Annotated in this window: 21 protein-coding genes; 3 read left to right on the plus strand and 18 right to left on the minus strand. The window is 61.8% G+C overall.

The features are described from left to right. Positions 1–99: 99 nt before the first annotated feature. The 3 genes from pheT to HBN54_RS13130 form a co-directional block, all read right to left on the minus strand. Entirely contained in the window at positions 100–2,535 is a 2,436-nt protein-coding gene (pheT, locus tag HBN54_RS13120) for a phenylalanine--tRNA ligase subunit beta (protein WP_168673665.1), read from the minus strand. 163 nt (positions 2,536–2,698) lie between these two features. Further along, positions 2,699–3,598: a bestrophin family protein gene (locus HBN54_RS13125; RefSeq protein ID WP_168673666.1), complete on the minus strand. Its 900-nt coding sequence runs from the start codon at positions 3,596–3,598 to the stop codon at positions 2,699–2,701. Between the two features lie 209 nt (positions 3,599–3,807). After that, positions 3,808–4,419 carry a DUF1684 domain-containing protein gene (locus tag HBN54_RS13130; RefSeq protein WP_168673667.1) on the minus strand — a complete coding sequence of 204 codons (612 nt, stop codon included), beginning with the start codon at positions 4,417–4,419 and terminating at the stop codon, positions 3,808–3,810. A 194-nt stretch (positions 4,420–4,613) separates the two neighbouring features. On the opposite strand from HBN54_RS13130, the gene HBN54_RS13135 reads away from it, so the two are divergent. After that, entirely contained in the window at positions 4,614–7,109 is a 2,496-nt protein-coding gene (locus tag HBN54_RS13135) for a M1 family metallopeptidase (protein ID WP_168673668.1), read from the plus strand. A gap of 91 nt (positions 7,110–7,200) precedes the next feature. On the opposite strand, the gene HBN54_RS13140 is transcribed toward HBN54_RS13135, so the two are convergent. The 13 genes from HBN54_RS13140 to HBN54_RS24015 all read right to left on the minus strand — a co-directional run bounded on the left by HBN54_RS13140 (position 7,201) and on the right by HBN54_RS24015 (position 18,658). Next, on the minus strand, positions 7,201–7,410 hold the full coding sequence (locus HBN54_RS13140) for a hypothetical protein (RefSeq protein WP_168673669.1): 210 nt from the start codon (positions 7,408–7,410) through the stop codon (positions 7,201–7,203). A 417-nt stretch (positions 7,411–7,827) separates the two neighbouring features. Then, positions 7,828–8,202: a DUF3037 domain-containing protein gene (locus HBN54_RS13145; RefSeq protein ID WP_168673670.1), complete on the minus strand. Its 375-nt coding sequence runs from the start codon at positions 8,200–8,202 to the stop codon at positions 7,828–7,830. Further along, entirely contained in the window at positions 8,189–8,983 is a 795-nt protein-coding gene (locus tag HBN54_RS13150) for a HipA family kinase (RefSeq protein ID WP_168673671.1), read from the minus strand. The genes HBN54_RS13145 and HBN54_RS13150 overlap by 14 nt, the downstream gene beginning before the upstream one ends. A 180-nt stretch (positions 8,984–9,163) precedes the next feature. Next, positions 9,164–11,728 carry a DUF5916 domain-containing protein gene (locus HBN54_RS13155; protein WP_168673672.1) on the minus strand — a complete coding sequence of 855 codons (2,565 nt, stop codon included), beginning with the start codon at positions 11,726–11,728 and terminating at the stop codon, positions 9,164–9,166. 322 nt (positions 11,729–12,050) lie between these two features. Further along, the gene (locus tag HBN54_RS13160) at positions 12,051–12,866 is read right to left on the minus strand and encodes a DUF4097 family beta strand repeat-containing protein (protein ID WP_168673673.1); all 816 of its coding nucleotides are present in this window, start codon (positions 12,864–12,866) and stop codon (positions 12,051–12,053) included. Between the two features lie 84 nt (positions 12,867–12,950). Then, entirely contained in the window at positions 12,951–13,718 is a 768-nt protein-coding gene (locus HBN54_RS13165) for a DUF4097 family beta strand repeat-containing protein (protein ID WP_168673674.1), read from the minus strand. Positions 13,719–13,883: 165 nt separating this feature from the next. Beyond that, positions 13,884–14,732 (minus strand): HEAT repeat domain-containing protein, encoded by an 849-nt coding sequence (locus HBN54_RS13170; protein ID WP_168673675.1) that lies wholly within the window; start codon positions 14,730–14,732, stop codon positions 13,884–13,886. 4 nt (positions 14,733–14,736) lie between these two features. Further along, complete coding sequence (locus tag HBN54_RS13175) at positions 14,737–15,285, minus strand: RNA polymerase sigma factor (protein ID WP_168673676.1); 549 nt, start codon at positions 15,283–15,285, stop codon at positions 14,737–14,739. A 186-nt stretch (positions 15,286–15,471) separates the two neighbouring features. After that, positions 15,472–16,338 carry a DUF4097 family beta strand repeat-containing protein gene (locus HBN54_RS13180; RefSeq protein ID WP_168673677.1) on the minus strand — a complete coding sequence of 289 codons (867 nt, stop codon included), beginning with the start codon at positions 16,336–16,338 and terminating at the stop codon, positions 15,472–15,474. Between the two features lie 17 nt (positions 16,339–16,355). After that, entirely contained in the window at positions 16,356–17,237 is an 882-nt protein-coding gene (locus tag HBN54_RS13185) for a DUF4097 family beta strand repeat-containing protein (protein WP_235955522.1), read from the minus strand. Then, positions 17,185–18,096, minus strand: a complete 912-nt coding sequence (locus HBN54_RS13190) for a HEAT repeat domain-containing protein (protein WP_168673678.1) — start codon at positions 18,094–18,096, stop codon at positions 17,185–17,187. Before HBN54_RS13190 ends, HBN54_RS13185 begins: the two co-directional genes overlap by 53 nt. Before the next feature lie 10 nt (positions 18,097–18,106). Then, positions 18,107–18,439 (minus strand): RNA polymerase sigma factor, encoded by a 333-nt coding sequence (locus tag HBN54_RS24010; protein ID WP_317170220.1) that lies wholly within the window; start codon positions 18,437–18,439, stop codon positions 18,107–18,109. Then, positions 18,440–18,658, minus strand: coding sequence for an RNA polymerase sigma factor (locus HBN54_RS24015; protein ID WP_317170221.1), 219 nt, complete (start codon positions 18,656–18,658; stop codon positions 18,440–18,442). It lies immediately after the preceding gene. Positions 18,659–18,943: 285 nt separating this feature from the next. Here HBN54_RS24015 and HBN54_RS23250 point away from each other — a divergent pair, with 285 nt between their 5' ends. Both HBN54_RS23250 and HBN54_RS13205 read left to right on the plus strand, forming a co-directional pair. Continuing rightward, a complete protein-coding gene (locus HBN54_RS23250; RefSeq protein ID WP_210428054.1) occupies positions 18,944–19,330 on the plus strand; it encodes a hypothetical protein in 387 nt (128 codons plus the stop codon). 95 nt (positions 19,331–19,425) lie between these two features. Next, on the plus strand, positions 19,426–19,839 hold the full coding sequence (locus HBN54_RS13205; RefSeq protein WP_168673679.1) for a hypothetical protein: 414 nt from the start codon (positions 19,426–19,428) through the stop codon (positions 19,837–19,839). A 74-nt stretch (positions 19,840–19,913) separates the two neighbouring features. On the opposite strand, the gene HBN54_RS13210 is transcribed toward HBN54_RS13205, so the two are convergent. Both HBN54_RS13210 and uvsE read right to left on the minus strand, forming a co-directional pair. Further along, positions 19,914–20,264: a hypothetical protein gene (locus HBN54_RS13210; protein ID WP_168673680.1), complete on the minus strand. Its 351-nt coding sequence runs from the start codon at positions 20,262–20,264 to the stop codon at positions 19,914–19,916. 92 nt (positions 20,265–20,356) lie between these two features. Continuing rightward, a complete protein-coding gene (uvsE, locus tag HBN54_RS13215) occupies positions 20,357–21,340 on the minus strand; it encodes a UV DNA damage repair endonuclease UvsE (RefSeq protein WP_168673681.1) in 984 nt (327 codons plus the stop codon). Between the last annotated feature and the right edge of the window lie 51 nt (positions 21,341–21,391).

Raw genomic sequence — 21,391 nt, forward strand, 5'->3', positions numbered from 1 at the left:
CCCCGCGGCCGCGGGGCGCGTCCCCGACGCGCCCCCCCCCGCGGCGCCCTCGGCCCCCCACGCCTCTGCGCCTTCTGCGGGCTGAAAACCGTCAGAACCCTACTTGCGAATCAACGCGCCGGCCTGCTTCTCGAACTGCTGAATCAGCTTCTGCATCACCTGGTCAATGGCCTGCTCGCTGAGCGTCTGGCTGAAATCCTGCAGGGTGAAGCTTACCGAGTACGACTTTTTGCCCGCGCCCAGGTTCTCGCCAGCGTACACATCGAATACGTTGATGCTTTGCAGCAGCTTCTTCTCGGTGCGCCGGGCAATCTGCTGGAGCTGGTCAAACGTCACTGTGGAATCGACCACGATGCTCAAATCGCGGCGTACTTCCGGGAATTTCGACAGCTCGCGGGCCACCAGCGTGGGCTTGTATTTCTTCGAAAGCGCGTCCCAGTCCAGTTCGGCATACCACACCGGCTGCGTCACGTCCAGCCGCTTCAGCACCGAGGCTGACACCGCGCCCAGCTGCGCCACCGGCTGGTTGTGCACCAGCAGCGCGAGGCCGCCGGCCAGGTACTCATGCTGCACTGGCTGCGAAGCCGCGCCCCCGAAACCCAGTGCCGCCAGCACCTGCTGCACCGCCCCGGCCAGGTCGTGGAACGCCGCCTTTTCTGACTTGTGCTGCCAGGTTTCACCATCGGCGTTGCCCGTCAGGTAAATCACCAGCTTATTCTTCTCTTGGTACTTGCCGTTCTCGTTCTGCGAGTAGGCTTTGCCGAACTCGTACAGCTTCAAGTCGCGCTGGCGGCGGTTGATGTTGTGCCGGATAACCTCCAGGCCCGAGTGCAGCAGCGTGGGCCGCATCACGTTCAAATCAACGCTGTTGTAGTTCAGAATGCGGACCAGCGCCTGGTTTGGCTCGGCCTCTTTCTCAAAATACAGCGAGTTGGTGAGCGAGTTGGTGAGAATTTCCGAGAAGCCTTGGCCACTCAGCAGCGAGGCGATTTTCACGCGCGTCACCTCGGGGTCGGGGTTCGGGAATTTGGCCAGGAATGAGGCCGAGTTGTTTGCCCGCAGCGCCACGTTGTTGTAGCCGTAGATGCGCAGGATTTCCTCAATCACATCGGCCTCGCGGGTCACGTCCACTTTGTGGGGCGGCACGGTCAGGGTCCAGGTGTCCTGGTCGCCCAGGTCGGGGTTCTCTTCGCTGATTTCGATGTCCAGGTCCGTCAGAATCTGGCGGATGCGCTCGGGGGCAATGTACTGGCCCACCAGCCGCTCCACGCGGGGCAGGCGCAGGCGCACGGTAGCCGGCAGCACAGGCGCGGGGTACTCGTCCACGATGGGCGCGGCAACGGTAGCACCCGCCACTTCCTGCAACAGCAGCGCGGCCCGTTGCAGGGCTGTTATCACCATATTCGGGTCGGTGCCGCGCTCGAAGCGGAAGGACGCGTCGGTTTTCAGGTTATGCGTCTGGGAGGTGCGGCGCACGGCGGCGGGGCCGAAGTAAGCGCTTTCCAGGAACACGCGGGTGGTGCTCTCGCTCACGCCCGAGGTCTTGCCGCCGAACACGCCGGCCAGTGCCATCGGCGCGCCATTGGCATCGGCAATCACTAAGTCCTCGGCTTTCAGGCTGCGCTCGGTGCCGTCCAGCGTCACGAATTTCTCGCCGGCTTTGGCGCGCTTCACGCGAATCTGGCCGCCGGTAATCTGTTCGGCATCAAAGGCATGCAAAGGCTGGCCCAACTCGTGCAGCACGAAATTGGTCACGTCCACCACGTTGTTGATAGGGCTCAGGCCGATGCTGCGCAGGCGGCGCTGCAGCCACTCCGGCGACGGGCCGACGTGCACGTTCTCCAGCAGCAGGCCGGCGTAGCGCGGGCAGGCTTCGGCATCCTCAATAACGACGCTGATGTTGGTTGCGGCCGAAACCGGAGCCGCGAAGCCGCTCACATCCGGCAGATGGCAGGGCTGGCGCAGCAGGGCGCGCAGCTCGCGGGCCACGCCGTAGTGCGAGGCGGCATCGGCGCGGTTTGGTGTGAGGCCGATTTCGTATACCGTATCGGAGCCCAGGCCGAAGTAGTCGGCGGCGGGCGTGCCGTTGGGCAGTTCGGTGGTGAGCACCATGATGCCGGCGTGCGACTCACCCAGGCCGATTTCGTCCTCGGCGCAAATCATGCCCTCAGAGGCCGCGCCGCGAATCTTACTTTTCTTAATTTTGAACGGCTCGCCCTGGGCAGGGTGGAGCATGGCACCTTCCAGGGCCACCACCACGCGCTGGCCAGCCGCCACGTTGGGGGCGCCGCACACAATCTGGCGTGCCGTGCCGTCGCCCACGTCCACGGTGGTCAGGCTTAGCTTGTCGGCGTCGGGGTGGGGCTCGCGGGTGAGCACGGTGCCCAGCACCAAGCCGCGCAGGCCGCCGGGAATGCTTTCCAACTCCTCGGCGCTCTCCACTTCCAGGCCCGAGCCGGTGAGCAAGGCGCCAATCTCGGCGGCAGGTTTATCGGTAGGAATGAGGGTTTTAAGCCAGTCGAGGGAAATACGCATGGTTGGTTGTCCGTTGCTAGTTGTTCGTTGTCAGGGAGCAAAGGTACAAAGCGAGGCAAGGCGTCTGGGAGGATGTGCCCGGGGGATTTCCAAAACACAGAAGGCTGAGTGCAGCCGAAGCATGACCGGTTTAACGGTATCAACTCAAACTGCTTATTAGGCCCTACATCAGGTAATAGGCTTCGGCGGGTATGGGAGTAGGTACATCTTCTTTCTCCAGCAGTTCCCGCAGGTTTATCTCAATGGTGCGGGCAATGGCCGTGACGGGTGTATCGGTGGGCAGGTTGCTGAAGGGGTCCTGCATGTAGCGGGCGGTACGCTCGACCAGGAAGAAGGTAACGGCGAACATCACCAGAATCGGTATTTCCCAAAGGCCGTTGGTTTCAACCAGGCTGAGCGATAAGGTGCCCAAAAACAGATAGATAAGAAAGTGCACCAGCCGCCGATAGTTGGTCGGAAATACCGTGCTTTTAATGCGCTCGGCTCGCCCCATCGAGTCGCAGAGGCGTACCAGCGTATCATCGAGCTGCACTTGCTGATAGGGATTGATGGCCTCCTGCTCATACAGGATTTTGAACTGCTGGGTGTGCAGCGACAACAGCGCCAGCGACTTGTTGGCCTGGCGCCCCGCGTAGGCCAGCTCCTGCGCTGACAGGAAGCGGGCAAGCGTGGCCATGGGGTTCTGGCCCCGTAGCGTTTCGCCCAGGCCGTAGCACCACGCCATCTGCCGGCAGGCCAGGCTATTCAACAGGCCTTCCGATAGATAATCTGCCTTTATAAAGGTGCGCGCCTGCAGTACCAGCGTGCGCGAATCGTTGACGATGGCACCCCATATTTTGCGCGCCTCCCACCACCGCTCGTACGACTGGCTGATGGTGAAGGCCAGCAGCAGCGAGATGGCGCTACCCAGAATGGAGGGCAACGACAGCGGAATGGGGGGTAAATAAGCGGAGAGGTACGTTTTGAGCAGCAGGAATACCGCCGAGATGAGCAGCACCAGTGCCATGTCGGGCCCAATACGTCGTAGAATAAAGCGAACAGGAAGTTTTTTGTCCAGTAGCATAGGCAATCTGAAGATATTGTAAAGCTTGTTTCTACGCACCTGGGCAGCGGATAGCTAAAACCGGGCTGAAGCAGCCAGCCAGTGCAAGTCCACCATGCTACTATTCAGCGTCTGCAGTTCCGAGGAAGTGTTTTCGCAGCAGGAGCTGGCAGCAATGGCGGCCGCCAACCCGGCCTTTACGCTGCTGCTCGCCAACGGAGAAGTCGCAATTACTCGTGAAACGACTTTTCGCCGGCCTGAATGGCGACCTGTAGCCGGTTTTCGGCGGGCGGGACCGGGCAGCTGTATTCGTTATTGTAGGCGCAGTAGGGATTGTAGGCGCGGTTGAAATCGAGCTCGATTTCCGGTTCGTTAAACTTCGGAATAGGTGCATCGAGGTAGCGGCCGCCGCCGTAGGTTTCGTGGCCGTTGGTGAGGTCGGTGAAGGGAATAAATAGCGTGGAATCGCGGCCGTTGGCTTTCAAATACACCCGCAATTGTTGGGGTGAATTATTGATGTTGAATTTCACCACGCCCCAATTCAGGTATTTCTCGGCTTTGTTATCGCTCATTTGCAGCAGCGTGGTATCCGGGGTTTCGGTGCGCGAAATATCGGCGTGTGGCACGAAAGCTAAATCGGCTGCGTAATATTTCAGGCTGTCGAACTGCGCTTTTTGCGCGGCAGAAATTGGCGATTCTTCCGACTGCCGAAAAGCGCGATTTTTCTCGCTGCGAAATTTATTTAATTGCGCTAAATAGACGCTGTTATTTGGTTTCGCGTCGTTGAGCGAATAGAAGATAATGCCGATAATGGCGACGGCGAGGGCTATTTTCTTAATCATGGGCGAAACGTGGCCGGAAAGTTAAGGACCGATGCGTTGGGTTGCGACGCGCCGGTTGGCTGCTGGCTGCGGCGCGGAAAAGCTTCTGCGCGTCGGCCGTACTATTACTGCGGGGGCATTGCCGAAAGTTGTTCCCGCACTGTAACTATCCCGGGTGGGGGCAGTATCCACCGCCAACCACCTTTTTCTGCACCATGATTTTTTCTGTCCCGAAGCGCTTTTCCGGTTTGCTCCTGGGAGCCTGGCTGCTGGCGGCTACGGCCGTCGCCCAGGCCCCGCCGGAAGTACCGGCCGCACCCGCCACCTATCGCGCCGCTGCCCGCAAAGTAAACGACCTCGTGCACACCAAGCTGGTCGTGCGCTTCGACTACGCCAAACGCTACCTCTACGGCCAGGCCGAATTGACCCTGAAGCCGCACGGCGTAGCCACCGATTCGCTGCGGCTCGATGCCAAGGGCATGGACATCAAAACCGTGGCCCTGATGCAGAACACCGGCAGCATACCGCTGAAATTCGACTACAATCAGCACCAATTGCTTATCCATTTGCCTCAACCCATTCCCGCCAGCCAGGCCTACACCGTTGCCATCGAATACGTCGCCAAGCCCGACGAGCTGAACGCCAAAAGCAGCAACGCCATCGGCCCCGCCAAGGGCCTGTTCTTCATCAACCCCGACAGCGCCATTGCCGGCAAGCCCGTGCAAATCTGGACGCAGGGCGAGACGGAATCAAATTCCGCCTGGTTTCCCACCATCGACAAGCCCAACCAGAAAACCACCACCGAAATCAGCCTGACGGTACCATCCAAGTACGTTACGCTCAGCAACGGCCGGATGGTGAGCAGCGCTACCGCCGGACCCGGCCTGCGCACCGATACCTGGAAACTGGCCGAGCCCTGCGCGCCCTACCTAGTGATGCTGGCCGTGGGCGATTTCAAAATCACGAAGGACACCTGGCGCGGCAAGGAAGTTAACTACTACCTCGAACCGCGTTACGCCGCTCAGGCCCGCGCCATTTTCGGCCAGACGCCCGCGATGCTGGAGTTCTTCTCGCAGCGCCTTGGCGTGGATTTTCCGTGGAATAAGTACAGCCAGATTGTGGTGCGCGACTACACGGCCGGGGCCATGGAAAACGCCTCGGCCTCGCTGTTTGGCGAGCAGGCCCAGGGCACGGCCCGGGAATTGCTCGACTGGGAATACCCCGGCGTGGAGCGCGAAATTGCCCACGAGCTGTTCCACCACTGGTTTGGCGACTACGTGACATGCGAAAGCTGGAGCAACCTGACCGTGAACGAGTCGTTCGCCAACTTCAGCGAAATCATCTGGGCCGAACACGCCCACGGCCCCGATGCCGGCGCCGAGCAGGCCGAGCGCAGCCGCCGCACCTACCTGCGCGACCCCAGCAACTACGCGCATCCGCTGGTGCGCTTCCAATATGCCGAGCAGGACGATATGTTCGATAACGTGAGCTACCAGAAGGGCGGCAGCATCCTCAATATGCTGCGCACCGAGTTGGGCGAGGAGGTGTTTTTCAAGGGCTTGCAGCTTTATCTGAAGCAGAACGCCTTCGGCAACGGCGAGGCCCACCAGCTGCGGCTGGCCCTGGAAGAAGCTTCGGGCCGCGACCTGAACTGGTTTTTCAACCAGTGGTACTACCGCGCCGGCCACCCCGTAGTTAGCATTGATTACCAATGGGATGCCGTCCGTCAGCGCCAGGCCGTGGTAGTGCGCCAGACGCAGACTGGCGCGCCGTTCGTGCTGCCGCTGCAGGTGGATGTGTATGCCAACGGCCGCGCCCAACGCTACCCCGCCACCCTGCGCCACGCCGTCGACACCCTCTACTTCCCCGCCGCCACCCGGCCCGATTTGGTGAACATAGACGCCGAAAACGTGCTGCTCTGGCAAAAGCAGGACCACAAGACCCTGGCCGAATTCGCCTACCAGTACCGCCACGCCCCGGGCTACCTCGACCGCCGCGAAGCCCTGGCCGCCGCCAAAGCGGAGCCGGCCAACCCGCTGGCGCAAAAACTGCTGCTCGCCGGCCTCACCGATAAGTCGCCCGCCCTGCGCCAGTTGGCCACGGAGTCGCTCGACCTCAAAAACGCCTCCCTGCGCAAAGCCGCCGCGCCGCTGCTGGCAAAGCTGGCCGCCACCGATTCATCGGGCCCAGTACGGACCGCCGCGCTCACCGTGCTGGGTGGACTGAAGGAGAAGCGCTACACCGCGCTGTTCACCAGGGCCCTGGCCAGCCAGTCGTACCGGGAGCAGGGCGCGGCGCTGCTGGGCCTGTTGCCGCTGGCGCCCACCCAGGCGCTGGCCCGCGCCAAAGCCTTCGAAGCCGACAACCAGGGCGCCCTGACGGTGGCGCTGGTAAACGTGTACGGCCAGGCCGGCGGCCCCGCGCAGTGGCCCTCGATGCTGGCCAAATACGATGCCGCCGACCCCAACGGCCGCTTCGGCATGCTGGAAGGCTTTGTCGCCATCCTCGGACGCCTCGATGATGCCACGGCGCTGGAACAGGGCCTCACCCGCCTGCGCGACTTCACCGTGAAGTACAAGCCTTACATTCCTTGGGAGCGGATAATTGAGCAGTTTCAGCAGGTGCAGCAGCGGCAGGCGGCCCGCCCCCAGGCGGCGCGGGCGGCGGCGCTGGTGGCGCAGGCGGTAGCGGCTATTCGGGCGGCGAAGTGAGGGGTATTGGTAAATTTGAAACACCGTTTCAGTAAACCGAAGCGGGCAAGCCCATCTGCACGGCACTAGGCCGTAATTCCTACCTGTCTTCTTAGCGCGGATTGGCTGGGTTGCCCTTTTGTTTTTTATATGCAACAGAGGCGAAGATGAGCGATAATGCGCCCACAAAGGACAGCCCCTGCCCCAGCTTTGCCAAGGAGTCGTTGCGGCCGGAATAGTAGCCCGCCATGAAGATTCCGCCCAAGGCCAAGAGCAGGCATAAAGTGGCAACAAAGTAGAAGGAGCGGGATGGGTTTTTCATAGGGATTCGCAGTCGGTGGTGTCGTGGGAACAAAAAGGTGCCAAGGCCGTGGATTTCTTCTGGCAAATCTGGCATTTGGACGAGCCTTGCAAGATACCTGGTTTCGGGTATTTTTTGAAGCGCTTTCGGCCAGCCAAAGGTCAAATAAACACTCCTTTCGGTGAACTACTAACAGTGGCCCGAAAACGAGTGGCCCGGAAGCTACTACAGTGTCAAGCGAGCTTACGAAACCCGTCTACGAATCAAAGTTTACGAAATGCCCAAAGGGGATGAGTTTCGTAAACGCCCTCAATCCCCAGAATTATCCGGGAACAAGCAAGAATACCTACCTCAGTGTTGTCAGTTTAGGGATGCTGTTTTATCCATTTAGTTGAATTCGCCTGGCGTTCTATGCCTCACAATTTTCGGAGAAGACGTTTAGCTCACTAACTCGGCAAACAGCCGCGCCAGTGTGGCGGCTGCGTCGGTGGTGCGGCCGGGGTGCAGCGGCGAGCACTGCACCACCGTGCTGCGCGTGGCCGTGAGCCAGCGGAACCGCTCGGCCACCGGCAGCTGCCCGATAACGCCCCCGGCGGCCCGGCCCTGGCAAATTTGCTCGAAGGCGTGCAGGCGGGCGGCTACTTCGGCCTGGTCGAGGGCCGGGGCGAAGGCGTGGAGCCGGGCTTCGGGCAGCAGCCAGCGCACCTGCAAAAAGCCCAGGCCGCGGCAATAGAGCACCACGCCCACGTTCAGAAATTCTTCGCGCTCCACGCGGGGCACCACCCGCAGCACGGCGTACTCAAATACGTGCATCGCGGGCGTCGTTAATTTCCTGAATAAAAGCGGCCGATTGCGCCAGTCGGTTTTTGAGAAAGCCGACGTAGGCAGCCCGCTCTTCGGCGGGCGTGCCGGCGGCGTGGGCCAGCCACGCATCGGGCACCAGCGCCACAATGGCCCGGATAACTTCGGGCGTGAGGCGGGCGTGGCCGAGGGCATCGGCAGCGGCCAGCTCGGTGGCCTGGGACAGCAGGACGTGGGTTTTAATCTGGGGGAACGGGCGGGGGCGCGGCGCGGCCCACTCGGGGCCGGCATGGTGCACATACAGGGCCGCGCCGTGGTCGATGAGCCACAGCTCCTTGTGCCACATCAGCATGTTGGTGTTGCGGGCGGTGCGGTCCACGTTCAGCGTGAGCATATCGAGCCACACAATGAGCGAGGCCAGGCCGGGCTCCACGGTGGTCACCAGCGCATCGTAGGTGATGGCGCCGGAGAGGTAGTGCAGGGCCAGGTTCTGGCCGGTGCTGGCTTGCAGCAGGTCCTGGATTTCCTCGTCGGGCTCGGTGCGGCCGAAGGATTCGTCGAGCTCGCAGAATACCAGCTCGGGCATGCGCAGGCCCAGCACGCGGGCTATTTCGCCCACAATGAGCTCGGCAATCAGGGCCTTCACGCCCTGGCCCGCGCCCCGGAATTTCACCACGTAGAAGAAGTTGTCGTCGGCCTCCATCAGGGCCGGCAGCGAGCCGCCCTCGCGGAGCGGCGTCACGTAGCGCGTGAGCACGACGGTGCGGATTTCGGGGGCAAGGTTTGCCGGCATAGGGGACGATAAAAGGGAATTGCTGCGACTGCAAAGAACGTCATGCCGCGCGCAGCCTGCGTCACCTCACGAGACCCCTGCGGGGCGGGCCCCTCTCCCGCGGAGAGGGGAGCCTGACGATTCCATATCCGCGCCGCCGTGGCTCCCCTCTCCGCGGGAGAGGTGTCGGCGTTGAACGAGCTACCGCCCCTTCCGCAGCGCCAGATAATCCAAATAATACAGCACCTTCACCGACAGCGAGTTATTGTGCGGCGTGTTGATGGTGTTGTTGAAATTATCGAAGAACTGCGGCGTGGCTTCATTGGCCTGCAAATAGGTGGAACCGGCGTTTTTCCAGACCACGCTGATTTGCGAGCCGGGCGCGAACCACCACGAGTACACCGCGTCCACGTTGAAGGCGTTGTAGGTATTGTCGCGGTTGCGCTGGTAGGCGGCGAACTGCTCCTCGGCATTCTTGCCGAGGATGGTGAAATCGAGGTAGCGCACATTGCTGGTGTAGTGGCGCACGCGCAGCGTGAACGACATGCGGTTGGTGAACGTGTAGGCTACCGAGGCCACGTTGGCCACCGTGGCCACGTTGCGGCGGCCCAGCAGAATCTGGCCGGCGAAGGGCTGGTCGAGGGGTTCGGCCTTGTCGAGGCCGCCGTTTACGTAGCCGATTTGGTTCTGGCGCAGGCTCCAGTCCACGCTGTAGCGGAAGGTGAGGTGGGTATTCACGCGGTAGCGCGGGTAGAAGCCCAGGCTGTAGCCGGTGCGGCGGGCGCGGACCAGCCGCTCATCCTGGCCATAGCTTTGGAAGCCAGTGTTCCAGCTGATGGCCAGCGGCTTGCGAGAGTCGGAGTTGAAGAACACGGACAGGCGGGAGTTTTCCGGCACCCGCACGTAGTAGCCGCCCAGCGGGGCGGTGCGCGGCTCGTAAAAGTCGTGCGTCACGGGGTCTACGTTCAGGTCGAAGCCAATCTGGTTGAAGCTTTTGGTGAAGGTGGTATTGGCCCCGAGGTAGAAGTTGAGCGCCTGGTACAAAGTGGGCTTGTAGAGCAGCGAATGCGTCACGTTGCCAAACACATACAGGTTGTTAACCTTCCAGAAGGGCTGGTATTTGCCGTAGCTCAAATCCAAGGATTCGGTGATGTTGTTGTTGCCGAACAGGATGCCCAAATCGTTCGGGTTATAGGTGTCGGACTCGATGCCGTGGGTCAGGTTCCAGGTGAAACTGCCCGAGATTTTGCCCACGCCCACGCGGTACTTGTAGCCGTCCTGGTCGCTGATTTGGTCGGTGCTGCCGAAGCTGGTGCCCCGGCGGCGCGAGTAGATGGCGCGGCCGTCAATGGCGTAGCGGTTGGCCTTGTTGGCGAAGCGGAACAGGCCGCCGGTCACGTTGGCGTCGTAAGTGCTGCCGGCACGCGTCACGTTGGTGTTGATGAGCGAAACGTAAGAGTTGTTTTTCAGGCTCTGGTCGAGCACGGCGATGTTGTAGTTCGAGAACGGCTGCGTCAGTATCTGGCGCTCCTGCCCGGTTTCGGTGTTGCGGATGGTGGCGTAGGTGTCGTTGCTCAGGGCATTGAAAATGCCCACGCCCAGGCCCTTGCTGGTGCGTCCCGATACTTTGGTGGCGTTCAGCAGCGGCGTTTCGGAGGGGTTGCCCGTGATGATTTCGTTCGCGCCCGCCTTCACGTCGTAAAAGCCCACCGGCGTGGCCCCTACCCTTCTCGAATAGAACAGGTTGCCCTTGTTAAACAGCTCGGTGCCCTCCGTAAAAAATGGCCGATTCTCGTTGAACTGCACCTCAAACGGCGAGAGGTTGAGCACTTGGTTGTCGCTCTGCACCTGCCCGAAATCGGGCACCAGCGTGGCATCCAGGGTGAAGCTTTCGTTGATGCCCCACTTCACATCGGCCCCGCCGTTGAAGCGGGTGGTGAGGCGCTTGGTACCGTCGGCGCTCAGCGGGTTGTGGTTTACGTAGCCCGACACATAGGGCGTGAGCGAGAGGCGCAACGGCGGTTTCACGCCCTGCACACCCGTCAGGTCGCCCCACTGGTTCACGAAACCGTCGACCTGCGGCTTCACTTCGTTCCAGAAATAGACCGCGTTGTCGCGCTTGCGCTGCCGCATAAAATTCAGTCCCCAGTGCTGCACATCGGCCGTGCTGAAACGGATGGCGGAGTACGGAATCCGCATTTCGGCCACCCAGTCGGTGCCGCGCAGGGCGGTGCGGCTTTCCCACACGGCGTTCCAGTTGAAGTCCTCGCCGCCGGCCGGCGAGTAGCGCGAATCGAGCTGCACGCCGCTGCTGGTCACGATGAACGCATAGCCGTTGAGTTGGTCGTGGTAGGTATCGAGGAAGATGCCGATGAAGTCGGAGTTGCCGGTGTTGTCGCGCGCCGTCAGCTCGCGGGGGATGGAATCCGGCGATACATCGTGCATAATGGCCCCCACGTAAATCGCGGCATCGTCGTACAGCACACGCACTTCGGTGGGGTGTTTTTCGTGCGGGCCGGGCTTGGGGCGGTTCTGGATGAAATCGGTGGCCGGCAGGGCCTCGCGCCACGCGGCCTCGTCCAGCACGCCATCGAGCTTGATGGGCTGCGCGATGCGCAGGGCGGCCAGCTGGCGCTTGGGCGCGGCCGTGGCGGCCACGGTTGCCGCAGAAGGGGCCGCCGGCGTCTGGGCCCGGGCCGATGCAAGGGCCAGACTCAGCATTCCAAAAACAAAAAAACAGACGCGCAGAAAGAAAGGGTGCAACATGGCGAAGGACAGTTGAAGGTGGTTCGAGGACCTATTGGAAAGGATTTTGCAGCCTGACAGCCACCCTGAGTCAATGGAGCGGGGCGGGGTGCAGCCGGCGCACACTCACCAGGTGGCCGGGCCATACCGCTCCCATCCGGGCTGGTTTGCAGACCAGCGCGGGCGGTGCCCCAGCTCCATTGTGTCAGGTTTTTGGCGCAGCCGACGGGCCGTTAACACCCCGTCAGCTTTCGCGGTAAAACGTTTTTAATCAGGCAACAAGTATTCGATTGGCAGCCGTTGTGGCTCCATTTCGCGTGGAAACTCCCGCTGTTGGGATTGGTTACTTCCGTTTGCGGAAATAAACGTCGTTGCTCACTGATTCGAGCTTGACGAGCGGGCCGCTGCCGCTGAGCGTGCCGTGGAGCTGGTAGCCCACGATGGGGTTTTTCCGCTGGGCGGTGCTGAAGGCAATGTCCTGGTCGGTATAAACCTCGCCCGTAATGGTTTTGAGCGACAGTTCCGCGCCCTTCGCGGCGGGCCAGGCCACGTCCACAAAGCCGCTCAGCGACTTGGCTTCGATGGCATTATTGATGCCGGCAATGTCCACGTTGCCGCTGTAGGTAAATACGCGCAGGGCCACGTCGGCGGGCAGGGTGATTTCATAGCTGATGTCGTCACACACCTGCTGGCCATACCACATGTTGCGGTCGCCGGTGCGGCTGGGGCAGTCGCCGGGCCGGGCCTGACGCAGCATTTCCTTATCGAAATCGGCGGTCAGGCGCAGCTCGTCGCCGGTCGGACTCAGGTCGATTTGCAGGGCATCGTTCAGCCGATTCGAGTTGATGCTGACGGTGGCCTTCATGGTCATTTTGCCGGCCGCCCCGGGCCGGATGCGGATGTTGCTGGCCTGCTTCAGATTGAGAAATACCCGCTGGCCAGCAGTCAGATTAGCGGATTTCTCGATGATTTTCTGGGCCGAAGCCGACTGGCAGGCGGCTGCGGCGCACACCAGCAAAAGGAGGAAGAAGAACTGGCGCATGGTGTGAGAAGAATTAGCGTGAAAGGTGATATTAGGCAGGTATGTGGGGATGCGCTGGCGGGTCACCTCACGAGACCCCTGCGGGGCGGGCCCCTCTCCCGCGGAGAGGGGAGCCACGGCGGCGCGGATATGGAATCGTCAGGCTCCCCTCTCCGCGGGAGAGGGGCCGGGGGTGAGGTGACCCGCGTTAGGCATTGCTATCTACTTCGCTTTCCGCACGTAGATATCCCCACTCACCGTCTTGAACGACAGTGTATTGCCGCCGCCGTTGATGTTGCCATCCACCACCTGGCCGCCGATGTGGCTCATGTTGTCCTGGCCCTTCAGGTTCATGTCGAAATCGGTGTAGATTTCGCCCGAAATGGAGCGCAGCTTGACGGTGGCTTTGGTGTTGGTGGGCATGCTCACGTCCACGTCGCCGCTCACGGTGGAGATGGAGCTGGGGCCCTGGCGCATGGACGCGAAACGCACCAGAATGTCGCCGCTCACGGTGTTGGCCACCACGGGGCCGGCCACGTTTTTCAGGCTGATGTCGCCGCTGGTCATGCTCACTTCGATGTCGCCGCCCAGGTCGCGCATCGCCACGTCGCTGCTGCCGTTCCAGCCGGCCTGCTTGTACTGTACCGAGGCGTTGCGCGGCACCCGAATGAGGTAGCTGGCCTCCTTACGCGAGGCCCGGGAAATGCGCACCACATTATCCTGCTGCACAACGGAGAGGCCAATCCGGGTATTGTCCACCGCCGAGTTGTAGATGGGGCGCAGGCCTTTGGCGCGCTCCGGGGCCTCTTCAAAGCCGTCGCCCTTTATCACCAGGTCGCTGCCGTCGATGCCTTCCACCGTCACGTCGCTGCCCTGCATGTCGATGACAATTTTCGGGTCTTTGGCGTTGAGTTTGGTTCGGAATTCCTGGGCGTGGCCCGGCTGGGTAAATAGTAAACCCGCGAAGGCGAGTAATAAGAGCTTATTCATGGTATTGAGAAGATTACGGAGGGAAAATAGAACGTCATGCGGAGGAGGTAGCTGGTCATGCAGAGCGAAGCGAAGCATCTCGCTCACATCGTTACACGATTGGGTTACTACCACACGCGAGATGCTTCGCTACGCTCTGCATGACTCGTTCTGTTGGTTGGTTACTCAAATCAGCTTGCCGATGCCGGCCTCGGCCTGGGCCCGCACCACGGGCAGGGCATCGGCCTTTTTGGCGAGGCGCTGAAGCTGGGGCACCGCGCGGTGCACGCGCAGCGATACCACCATGTCAATCAGCGCAATCTGCACATTAGGGTCGGTTTGGATGGGCAGGGAGTTGGCCAGTCCCTCGCGCACGCCGGGGGCATCGCGGAGGCGGTAGAGGGCTTCGCAGGCCGCCAAGCGCACATTGGGGTTGGGGTCGAAGTTGAGGGTATTGAGCAGTACCTGCACCGTGGCATCGTCGGGGGCGGCGGCGGCTTTGGTAGCGTTGGTCACGAGCTGAATCCGGTCACTGGCCGATACGGGGCGGCCGTTGTCGTTGGTCAGCGCGTTGGCCAGGGTGGTGGGGGCATTTTTCTCGGTGGTGGTGGCCACGCTGTTGGCATTGTCACCCCAGTGCAGGTTGCGGCCCAGGAATACGCCGGCGGCAATCAGGACCAGGCTGGCGGCGATGCGCAGCCAATTATCAGCCAGCGCCGTGGGCCACATCGACACCACTTTGGCATTGGGCTGGATGGGGGTGGGCGCGGCAGCAGCTTCGGGGTTCAGCAGCTGCTTTTGCTGCTCCAGCATGGCCATAAAGTTGGCGCGGAGGGCCGTGCGGGGCACTTCGGGCAGGGCCGCGTCGAGGTCATCGGAGAGGGCGCGGAGTTGGGTTACCTGCAGCTGGCAGGTGGGGCAGGCGGGCAGGTGGGCGGCCACGCGCTCGGCCTCGGTGGCCGGCAGGCTGCGCTCGACGTAGGCCGGCAGCAGGGCTTCGAGCTCGTGGCAGGCAGAAAGTTCGGGCGTTTTCATGGACTTAATTGGCGAAATAAATTTTGCGCAACGCTTGCAGGGCGCGGTGCGCTTTCACGCGGGCGGCTTCGGCGGTGCAGCCCAGCAGCTTCCCGATTTCCTCGTAGCCGAACCCCTGAAAGCGGTTCAGCACCAGGATTTCGCGCTGCGGCACGGTCAGCATATCCAGGGCTTCGTGCAGGTCGTCGTGGTGGTTGTTCACCCGCATTTGCGAGAAGGCCGCGCCGCGCAGGCCGCCGGTGCGCTCCACTTCGGCTACGTCCACATCGGCGGCGCGCACTTTTTGCTGGCGCTGCCAGTAGTCGGCGTGCACGTTGCGGGCCATCTGGTACACCCAGGCTTTGAAGGGCTGGGTGGGCTGGTAGCTGCCGCGGTATTTGAGGATGCGCTCGAACACGGTTTGGGTGAGGTCTTCGCTGGTTTCGCGGTCGTTGGTAAGGCGGGTGAGGTAATTGAACAGGGGCCCGTGGTAGCGCTCGAACAGCGGCACGAGCTGGTCAAGGTCGTCGGCCCGGACGGCGGCCATCAGTGCTTCGTCGCTCGTGGTTTCCACGGAAAGTGTTTAGGTAGGAGTTGGAATGAAAGGAGTACCCGGAGTTGAGGCAGACGTTACAGCGGTGCTCAACTTTTTTTCGGGAAGGTCGGCATTAGTCCCGGAAGCACATAAAAAGGCCCCGGCGGGGCGGCCCTTGTGCGCACAAGGGCCGCCCCGCCGGGGCCTGAAAACTGCCAATCGCCTCTACTTCGCTTTCCGCAGAAAAATATCCCCGTTGAAGGTTTTCAGCATTACCTCGGGGCCGCCGCCGTTCACCTTGCCGTAGGTCCAGTCGTCGGTGCTGAGGCGGGAGAGGCCGTTCTGGCTGGTGCGGGTCACTTTGGCGGCGCCTTTGTCCACGGCCACGTCGAAGTCGCTGTACACGTCGCCGCGCTCCGATTTCATCTTGAGCGCCGCCTTAATGGAGCCCGGGAATGTCACATCAACCTTGCCATTGAGGGTGGAAAAGGCCATGGGCGCACCCGCCGTCACGCTTTTAAACACCACAATTAGGTTGCCGTTCACCGTATTCGCCACCGCCGAGCCGGCCACCTGGCTGAGCTGAATGGCCCCGTTCACGTTGGTTATTTCCAGCTCGCCGGTCACGTTGTCAACGGTGATATCGCCGTTGTTCACGGTGCTGAGCTTGAGCGAGAAATTCTGCGGCACCTTGATGGTCAGGTCGATGGGATGCTGGTAGGAGTCGGTGGTTATTTCGACGTGGTTGTTCTTTTCCTCGGCCGTCAGGTTGAGGCTGTTGGCAGATGAAAGGCGTTTCATGCCGTTGGTTTCAGCCTTGCTGCTGGAGCGCCGGTCGCCCTGCCGGGGCCGGGCCACGGCGTCAATCATCACCTCCTTGCCGCCGTAGCCAGCTACGTGGATGGAGCCGTTCACGAGGCTCAGCTCCAGCGAGCCGGGCTTGCCGGGCGCGCTCAGGGCCACGGTGAGCTGTTCTTTGGCGTCTTTTTCGGAATCCTGCGCCTGGCCGGGCCGGGCGCTACCAATCAGCAGCAGGCTCAGAACGAGAAGCGGCGAAAGTCGTTGCGGGAATAATCGGAATAAAATATTCATGGTAAAGAACTGATTAACTATTGCTTGGTGACGGTCACATCACCGTTGAGGGTTTCAAAATGCAGGTCGGGGCCGCCCTGGCCGATGCGGACGGCCGTGTCCTTGGTCAGCTTGTACATGGTGCCGCTGCTGTGCCCTTCCCGGTTTTTGGTGACTTGCACCGGCAGCATTTCGGCATTGGGAAAATCGGTGTAAAATTCCCCGTGCATGCTCTTGAAGTGCATATCGGCCGCGAAACCAGCCGGGTATTTCACCCGAATCTGGCCGTTGATGGTGTGGTACGACGACGCGCCGGGCGGATTGGCCGCGTAGCTGGCATCCACGTTGCCGTTCACGGTGCGGGCCTCGGTGCTGCCCTTCACATTGGCCAGCGTGATGGGGCCATTCACGTTGAAAACGTGTAGCGGGCCGGTCACGTCCTGCACCTTCACCTCGCCGTGGTTGATGGTCGAAACCCGCACGTTGAGCTGGCAGGGCACTTTTACCACGAAGTCGAAATCGTAGCGGTAGTTGATTTCCTTGCGGTCCCCGCCGCGACGGTCGTTGTTGTGGGGCCGCGAGTCCTGGGGGCCGGTCAGGTACACCACCACGCTGTCGCCGTGCTGCGCGAAGCCCAGCTGCGCTTCCGCCTTGCCAGTTTCCAGCGTTTTGGCATCGTCGGCCGAGATGGTTTTGGTGGCTTCCACCAGCACCTTGCTGCCGGCGTAGCCCTGCACCGTCACCGAGCCGTTGATGTTATACAGGGCCAGTGTGCTGCGCCCAGCCTCGGCCGTGAGCATGAATTCTTTGGTAATCTGCTCCTTGGATTGCAAGTGCCGGCTGGCCTGGGCCTGGCAGGCGGGGCTGCTACACAGCCAGAGCAGCGCGGGCAGGCTGAGGAGAAAATTGGGTCTGGTCATGGCGTTGGGGGGTTGCGGGGGCGGCCGGGGGGCCGTCGCTCAGGGTTTGGATGCTTTGCTCGATTTTGCTTTTCACCATGTTGTCCAGGTTTTCCTGTTTCAGCAGGCGGCGCAGCGGCGGCACCGAGCGGCGCTCCTGCAGCTGCACCATGGCATCGGCCAGGGCCGCCTGCACCAGCGGCGAGTCCTGCTGGGCCAGGGCATGCACCAGGCCCAGGCGCACGGTGGCATCGGCCTGGGCCAGGGGCGTGAGGGCTTCCAGGGTGGCCAGCCGCACGTTCACATTGTCGTCGTGGTTGAGGGTGCTCAGCAGGGCGTTCACCACCTTGGAATTGGGGTCGGGCAGCTCCTTGGTGTAGCCCACGGCCCGCAGCCGCTCGGTAGCCGAGGGGTTGTCGATGAGCGAGAGCAGCATTACCTGGCGCATTTCGCCCACCTGGGCGGCCAGCGCGGCCAGCTGCTGCTGGTCGGCGGCGGCGGTTTTGGAGCCGCTGTTCAGCCAATAGCCGCCCAGCACGCCCACGCCCAGCAGGCACAGGCTGTAGGCCAGCCGTAGCGCCGGGCGCGGAATGGACCAGGCCCGCAGCCGCAGCCACAGGCCCTGGAGCGAATAATCGGGCGTGGTTTCCAGCTCATCCTTAAAAGTGGCGAGCATGGCGTAGAACGCGGGGCGGGCCTGAGGGCCGGGCTCCGGCACGGGGGCCTGGCCCAGCGTGTGCCACACGCGCTCCATGGCCTGCAGCTCTTCGCGGCACTCGGCGCACCCGGCGAGGTGGGCCGTGAGGGCGGCGTGCTCAGCAGCGGTCAGCTGCCGGCTGAGGTAGTCGACCAGTTGCGCTTTTAGGGGTTCGCAGTTCATGGGCGAGGGGTCAGTTTTCAATGCGGAGGAATGTCGTTTTCAATTCGTTCATGGCGCGGTGCACGCGCACTTTCACGGCGCCTTCGGTGGTACCCAGCAGGCGGGCTATTTCGGCGTATTTCAATTCCTGAAACCGGCTCAGAACCAGAATTTCGCGGTCTTCGGGCCGGAGGCGGTCCAGGGCCTGATGCAGCTGGGCCACATCCTGGGCCTGCTCCAGGCCGGCATCGGCGCGGGTACCGCCGGCGAGGTGCTCGGCCAGGTCGGCAACGTCGGTGTGGTGGGCGGCGTGGCGGTGTTTCTTCACGAAATCGGCCAGTACGTTGCGGGCCAGGTGGTACATTCAGGTGCGGAACTCGCCGTCGCCGGTGAAGGTATGGCGGTATTTCAGCATGCGGTAAAACACGGTTTGCACCAAGTCGTCGCAGGCGGCGGCCCGGCCCAGCATGTGGTAAAGAAACCCAAATAGTGGGCGGTGGTAGCGCTCGAAGAGCAAGCCCATCCGGTCGACATCGCCGGCTTTCACCCGCAGCATCAGCGCATTATCCGTTAGCGAGTCCAACCTGATGAAGGGGGGTTTTAAGGGTATTTGGCTGTGGACACCGCGCCCGTAGCGGAAGGTTACAACGGCGGGCCAACATTTCTCAATACCAGCCGATAAGCAGCCCGGATTATGCAGGCAATTTTACATATAATTCTAGCCTTATTTCGATTGTAAACAGTTGAGCTTAAAATAATTGCCCAAATTATCTTGTAACCCGAGCCGCCCTCCGCAACGTAAAGGCTGCATCATATAAAGAGGCTACGTCAGCAGTTCTTTCCCATCTCCATCCTTTCAACCAATACCATGAAAACCAGCAAAATCCTCTTCGCCGCCTTACTGACCTTCGGCTTTAGCAATGCCGCCTTCGCTCAAACGACCACCGGCGGCACCATGGGCACCACTTCGGGCTCGACCACCGGCACCATGGGCACCACCTCGGGCTCGACTACCGGTACCATGGGCACCACGAGCGGTACCATGGGTACTACTACCGGCACCACAACGGGCACCATGGGTACTACCAGCGGCACCATGGGCTCGACCACGGGCACGATGAATACCAGCACGAGCGGTTCCATGGGCACCACGTCCGGTACCACTTCGGGCAGCTCCACCTCGGGCCGCCGCACCAAAACCAAGGGCAACATGTCCAATGGCAAAGGCAAGATGAAAAGCAAGTCCACCATGTAGTAACTTTTTGCGGCTCAGTGCCGTAACGAGTTGGCAGCCGGCTGTTTCTTCCCGAAGCAGCCGGCTTTTTTATTCCCCCATTCCCCCACCCCGCTATGAAATATTCCCTCTTACTAGCCGGCCTGCTATTTGCCGCCACGGCCCAGGCCCAAACCGTGCCCTTCGACCCCTCGGCCCCCGTGCGTGGCGGCAGCCAGGGCCAGACCACTGTGCCCCCCGTGAACCCGGCGCTCAACCAAAGCACCATTCAGGGCCCGCCAACCATGCAGCGCACGCCCACCAACCGCGACGCCCAGCCCACCCGCCAGCTCGACGACCAGGGCTTTTCGCCCGCCGCCACCCCGGAACAGTCGCCCAATGCCGTGCCCGATATCCGCGAGCAGCCCATCCGGCGCGCCAACATCCCGCGCCAGTCCACCGATGTGGTACCTACCCGCTCGCGTCGCAGCAGCAGCAGCAACATCGAGCAGAACACCGTACCTACCTACAATCCGAACACGCCCAAATAGCCCCGGCTACCGAACGCAAAAGCCCCGCCGGACTACTATCCGGCGGGGCTTTTTGGTTGAGGGGCGCGCGGCTGCTACGCCTTTTTGGCGGCGTGGGCCAGCAGGTCGCCGCCGTGGCGGCGCAGCAGGTCGGCCAGCTCGGTGAGCGGCTTTTTCAACTCGGCCGGGGCAGTGGCGCTGATTTCGCCAGTCTGGTCGCCCAGCATCGAGAGCGAGTTGCCGATGGCCGTGCTGCTCAGTACGCCGCTGCTGAGTAGCGACTGCAGGTTGCCGATTTCGCGGGCAATGTCCTGCAGGCCGGGCTCGCCGCTTTGCAGAAACTGCTGCTGCCAGGTTTCAGTATTGTCCATGGCCGAGCCCAGGGGCAGGCTGGTGAGGCCGTTGCGCAGGGCACTGACGGTGGCAAGAAGGTGGTCGGAAGGCATAAGGTGAGGTGGTGAAAGGTGAAATGGTGAGGTAATGGAATGCCGCGCGGCGTAATCCATCACCAGGTACGCGTCCTGTTGAAACAGGACTATTAAAGAATTGCTTTTTTAGCGCGCTTGGCCTTGGCAGGCGCGTTGGGGTCGGGGGGCAGCGTGAGGGGCGGGCTGATGGCATCGGGCGCGGCGGCGCTCAGGCCCAGCTCGCGCAGAATGGCCACGGCGCGCAGGGCGCTGGCTTCCTTGTTCTTGATTTCCAGCATCAGGTCGAAATCGAGGCCGTGCAGGTGGGTGAGGAATTCGCGAAACTGCTCATCTACCAGGTCATTGGTGTGCTTGCCTTTGCGCTCACCCAGGGCCTGCGAGCTGTAGTCCATCATGGGCACGCCGTCGGCGGTGGGGTGCCAGGTGGCGGCGGCCAGGCGCAGGGCCTCGGCCATGGGTTCGCCATGGTTTAGGCACTCGTGGTGGAAATTATCGAACAGAATGGGTACGCCCGTGAGCTGGTGCAGCGCCAGGCAGTCGCGCAGGGAAAACAGCCGGTCGTCGTTTTCAACCACCACGCGGGCTTTCACGGCCGGCGGCAGGGCAGCGTGCACCGCCGCAAAACGGCTTATGGCAAGCTCCCGCTCGCCATACAGCCCGCCCACATGAATCTGGAGCTTGGCCGTACCATCGAGCCCCATCAAATCCAGCATCGAACCCTGGTACACCAGCTCCTGAATGCTGCGCTGCACAATATCGGGGCTGGGCGAGTTCAGCACCACAAACTGGTCGGGGTGGAAGCTCACCCGCAGGCTGTTGGCCTTGATGTAGTCGCCAATGGCCCGAAAATCGGCAGCAAAGTGCGTTTGCCAGGCAAACGTGTTGATGGGATGCGAGCCAAACGGCACAATGCTGGAGCCAATCCGGAAGAAAAGCAGGCCCTGGGACACGTTCCATTCCAGCATACGGCGCAGGCAGGCCAGGTTGGCCGTCACGGCCGCCACCAGCCGCTCTTCTAAATACGAGGCCAGCCGGAAGGTATTGCCAGAGCTGCAATCCATCGCCTCATTCACGCAGGGATACCCAATTTTCATACATTGGGCTTACGCGGAAATGCAGCAGGCAGTTATCGGCTAGCAACAGGG

The organism is Hymenobacter artigasi (genome assembly GCF_012275535.1).
GTDB classification, from domain to species: Bacteria; Bacteroidota; Bacteroidia; order Cytophagales; family Hymenobacteraceae; genus Hymenobacter; species Hymenobacter artigasi.

Bases quoted from the DNA above. Each gene is read 5' to 3' on its own strand.
- HBN54_RS13135 (WP_168673668.1), top strand. From the start codon at position 4,614: ATGATTTTTTCTGTCCCGAAGCGCTTTTCCGGTTTGCTCCTGGGAGCC.
- HBN54_RS13125 (WP_168673666.1), bottom strand. From the start codon at position 3,598: ATGCTACTGGACAAAAAACTTCCTGTTCGCTTTATTCTACGACGTATT.
- HBN54_RS13165 (WP_168673674.1), bottom strand. From the start codon at position 13,718: ATGAATAAGCTCTTATTACTCGCCTTCGCGGGTTTACTATTTACCCAG.
- HBN54_RS13180 (WP_168673677.1), bottom strand. From the start codon at position 16,338: ATGAATATTTTATTCCGATTATTCCCGCAACGACTTTCGCCGCTTCTC.
- HBN54_RS13205 (WP_168673679.1), top strand. From the start codon at position 19,426: ATGAAATATTCCCTCTTACTAGCCGGCCTGCTATTTGCCGCCACGGCC.
- HBN54_RS13145 (WP_168673670.1), bottom strand. From the start codon at position 8,202: ATGCACGTATTTGAGTACGCCGTGCTGCGGGTGGTGCCCCGCGTGGAG.
- HBN54_RS13150 (WP_168673671.1), bottom strand. From the start codon at position 8,983: ATGCCGGCAAACCTTGCCCCCGAAATCCGCACCGTCGTGCTCACGCGC.
- HBN54_RS13130 (WP_168673667.1), bottom strand. From the start codon at position 4,419: ATGATTAAGAAAATAGCCCTCGCCGTCGCCATTATCGGCATTATCTTC.
- pheT (WP_168673665.1), bottom strand. From the start codon at position 2,535: ATGCGTATTTCCCTCGACTGGCTTAAAACCCTCATTCCTACCGATAAA.
- HBN54_RS13185 (WP_235955522.1), bottom strand. From the start codon at position 17,237: ATGACCAGACCCAATTTTCTCCTCAGCCTGCCCGCGCTGCTCTGGCTG.
- HBN54_RS13210 (WP_168673680.1), bottom strand. From the start codon at position 20,264: ATGCCTTCCGACCACCTTCTTGCCACCGTCAGTGCCCTGCGCAACGGC.
- HBN54_RS13155 (WP_168673672.1), bottom strand. From the start codon at position 11,728: ATGTTGCACCCTTTCTTTCTGCGCGTCTGTTTTTTTGTTTTTGGAATG.
- HBN54_RS13170 (WP_168673675.1), bottom strand. From the start codon at position 14,732: ATGAAAACGCCCGAACTTTCTGCCTGCCACGAGCTCGAAGCCCTGCTG.
- HBN54_RS24010 (WP_317170220.1), bottom strand. From the start codon at position 18,439: ATGTACCACCTGGCCCGCAACGTACTGGCCGATTTCGTGAAGAAACAC.
- HBN54_RS13140 (WP_168673669.1), bottom strand. From the start codon at position 7,410: ATGAAAAACCCATCCCGCTCCTTCTACTTTGTTGCCACTTTATGCCTG.
- uvsE (WP_168673681.1), bottom strand. From the start codon at position 21,340: ATGAAAATTGGGTATCCCTGCGTGAATGAGGCGATGGATTGCAGCTCT.
- HBN54_RS13190 (WP_168673678.1), bottom strand. From the start codon at position 18,096: ATGAACTGCGAACCCCTAAAAGCGCAACTGGTCGACTACCTCAGCCGG.
- HBN54_RS23250 (WP_210428054.1), top strand. From the start codon at position 18,944: ATGAAAACCAGCAAAATCCTCTTCGCCGCCTTACTGACCTTCGGCTTT.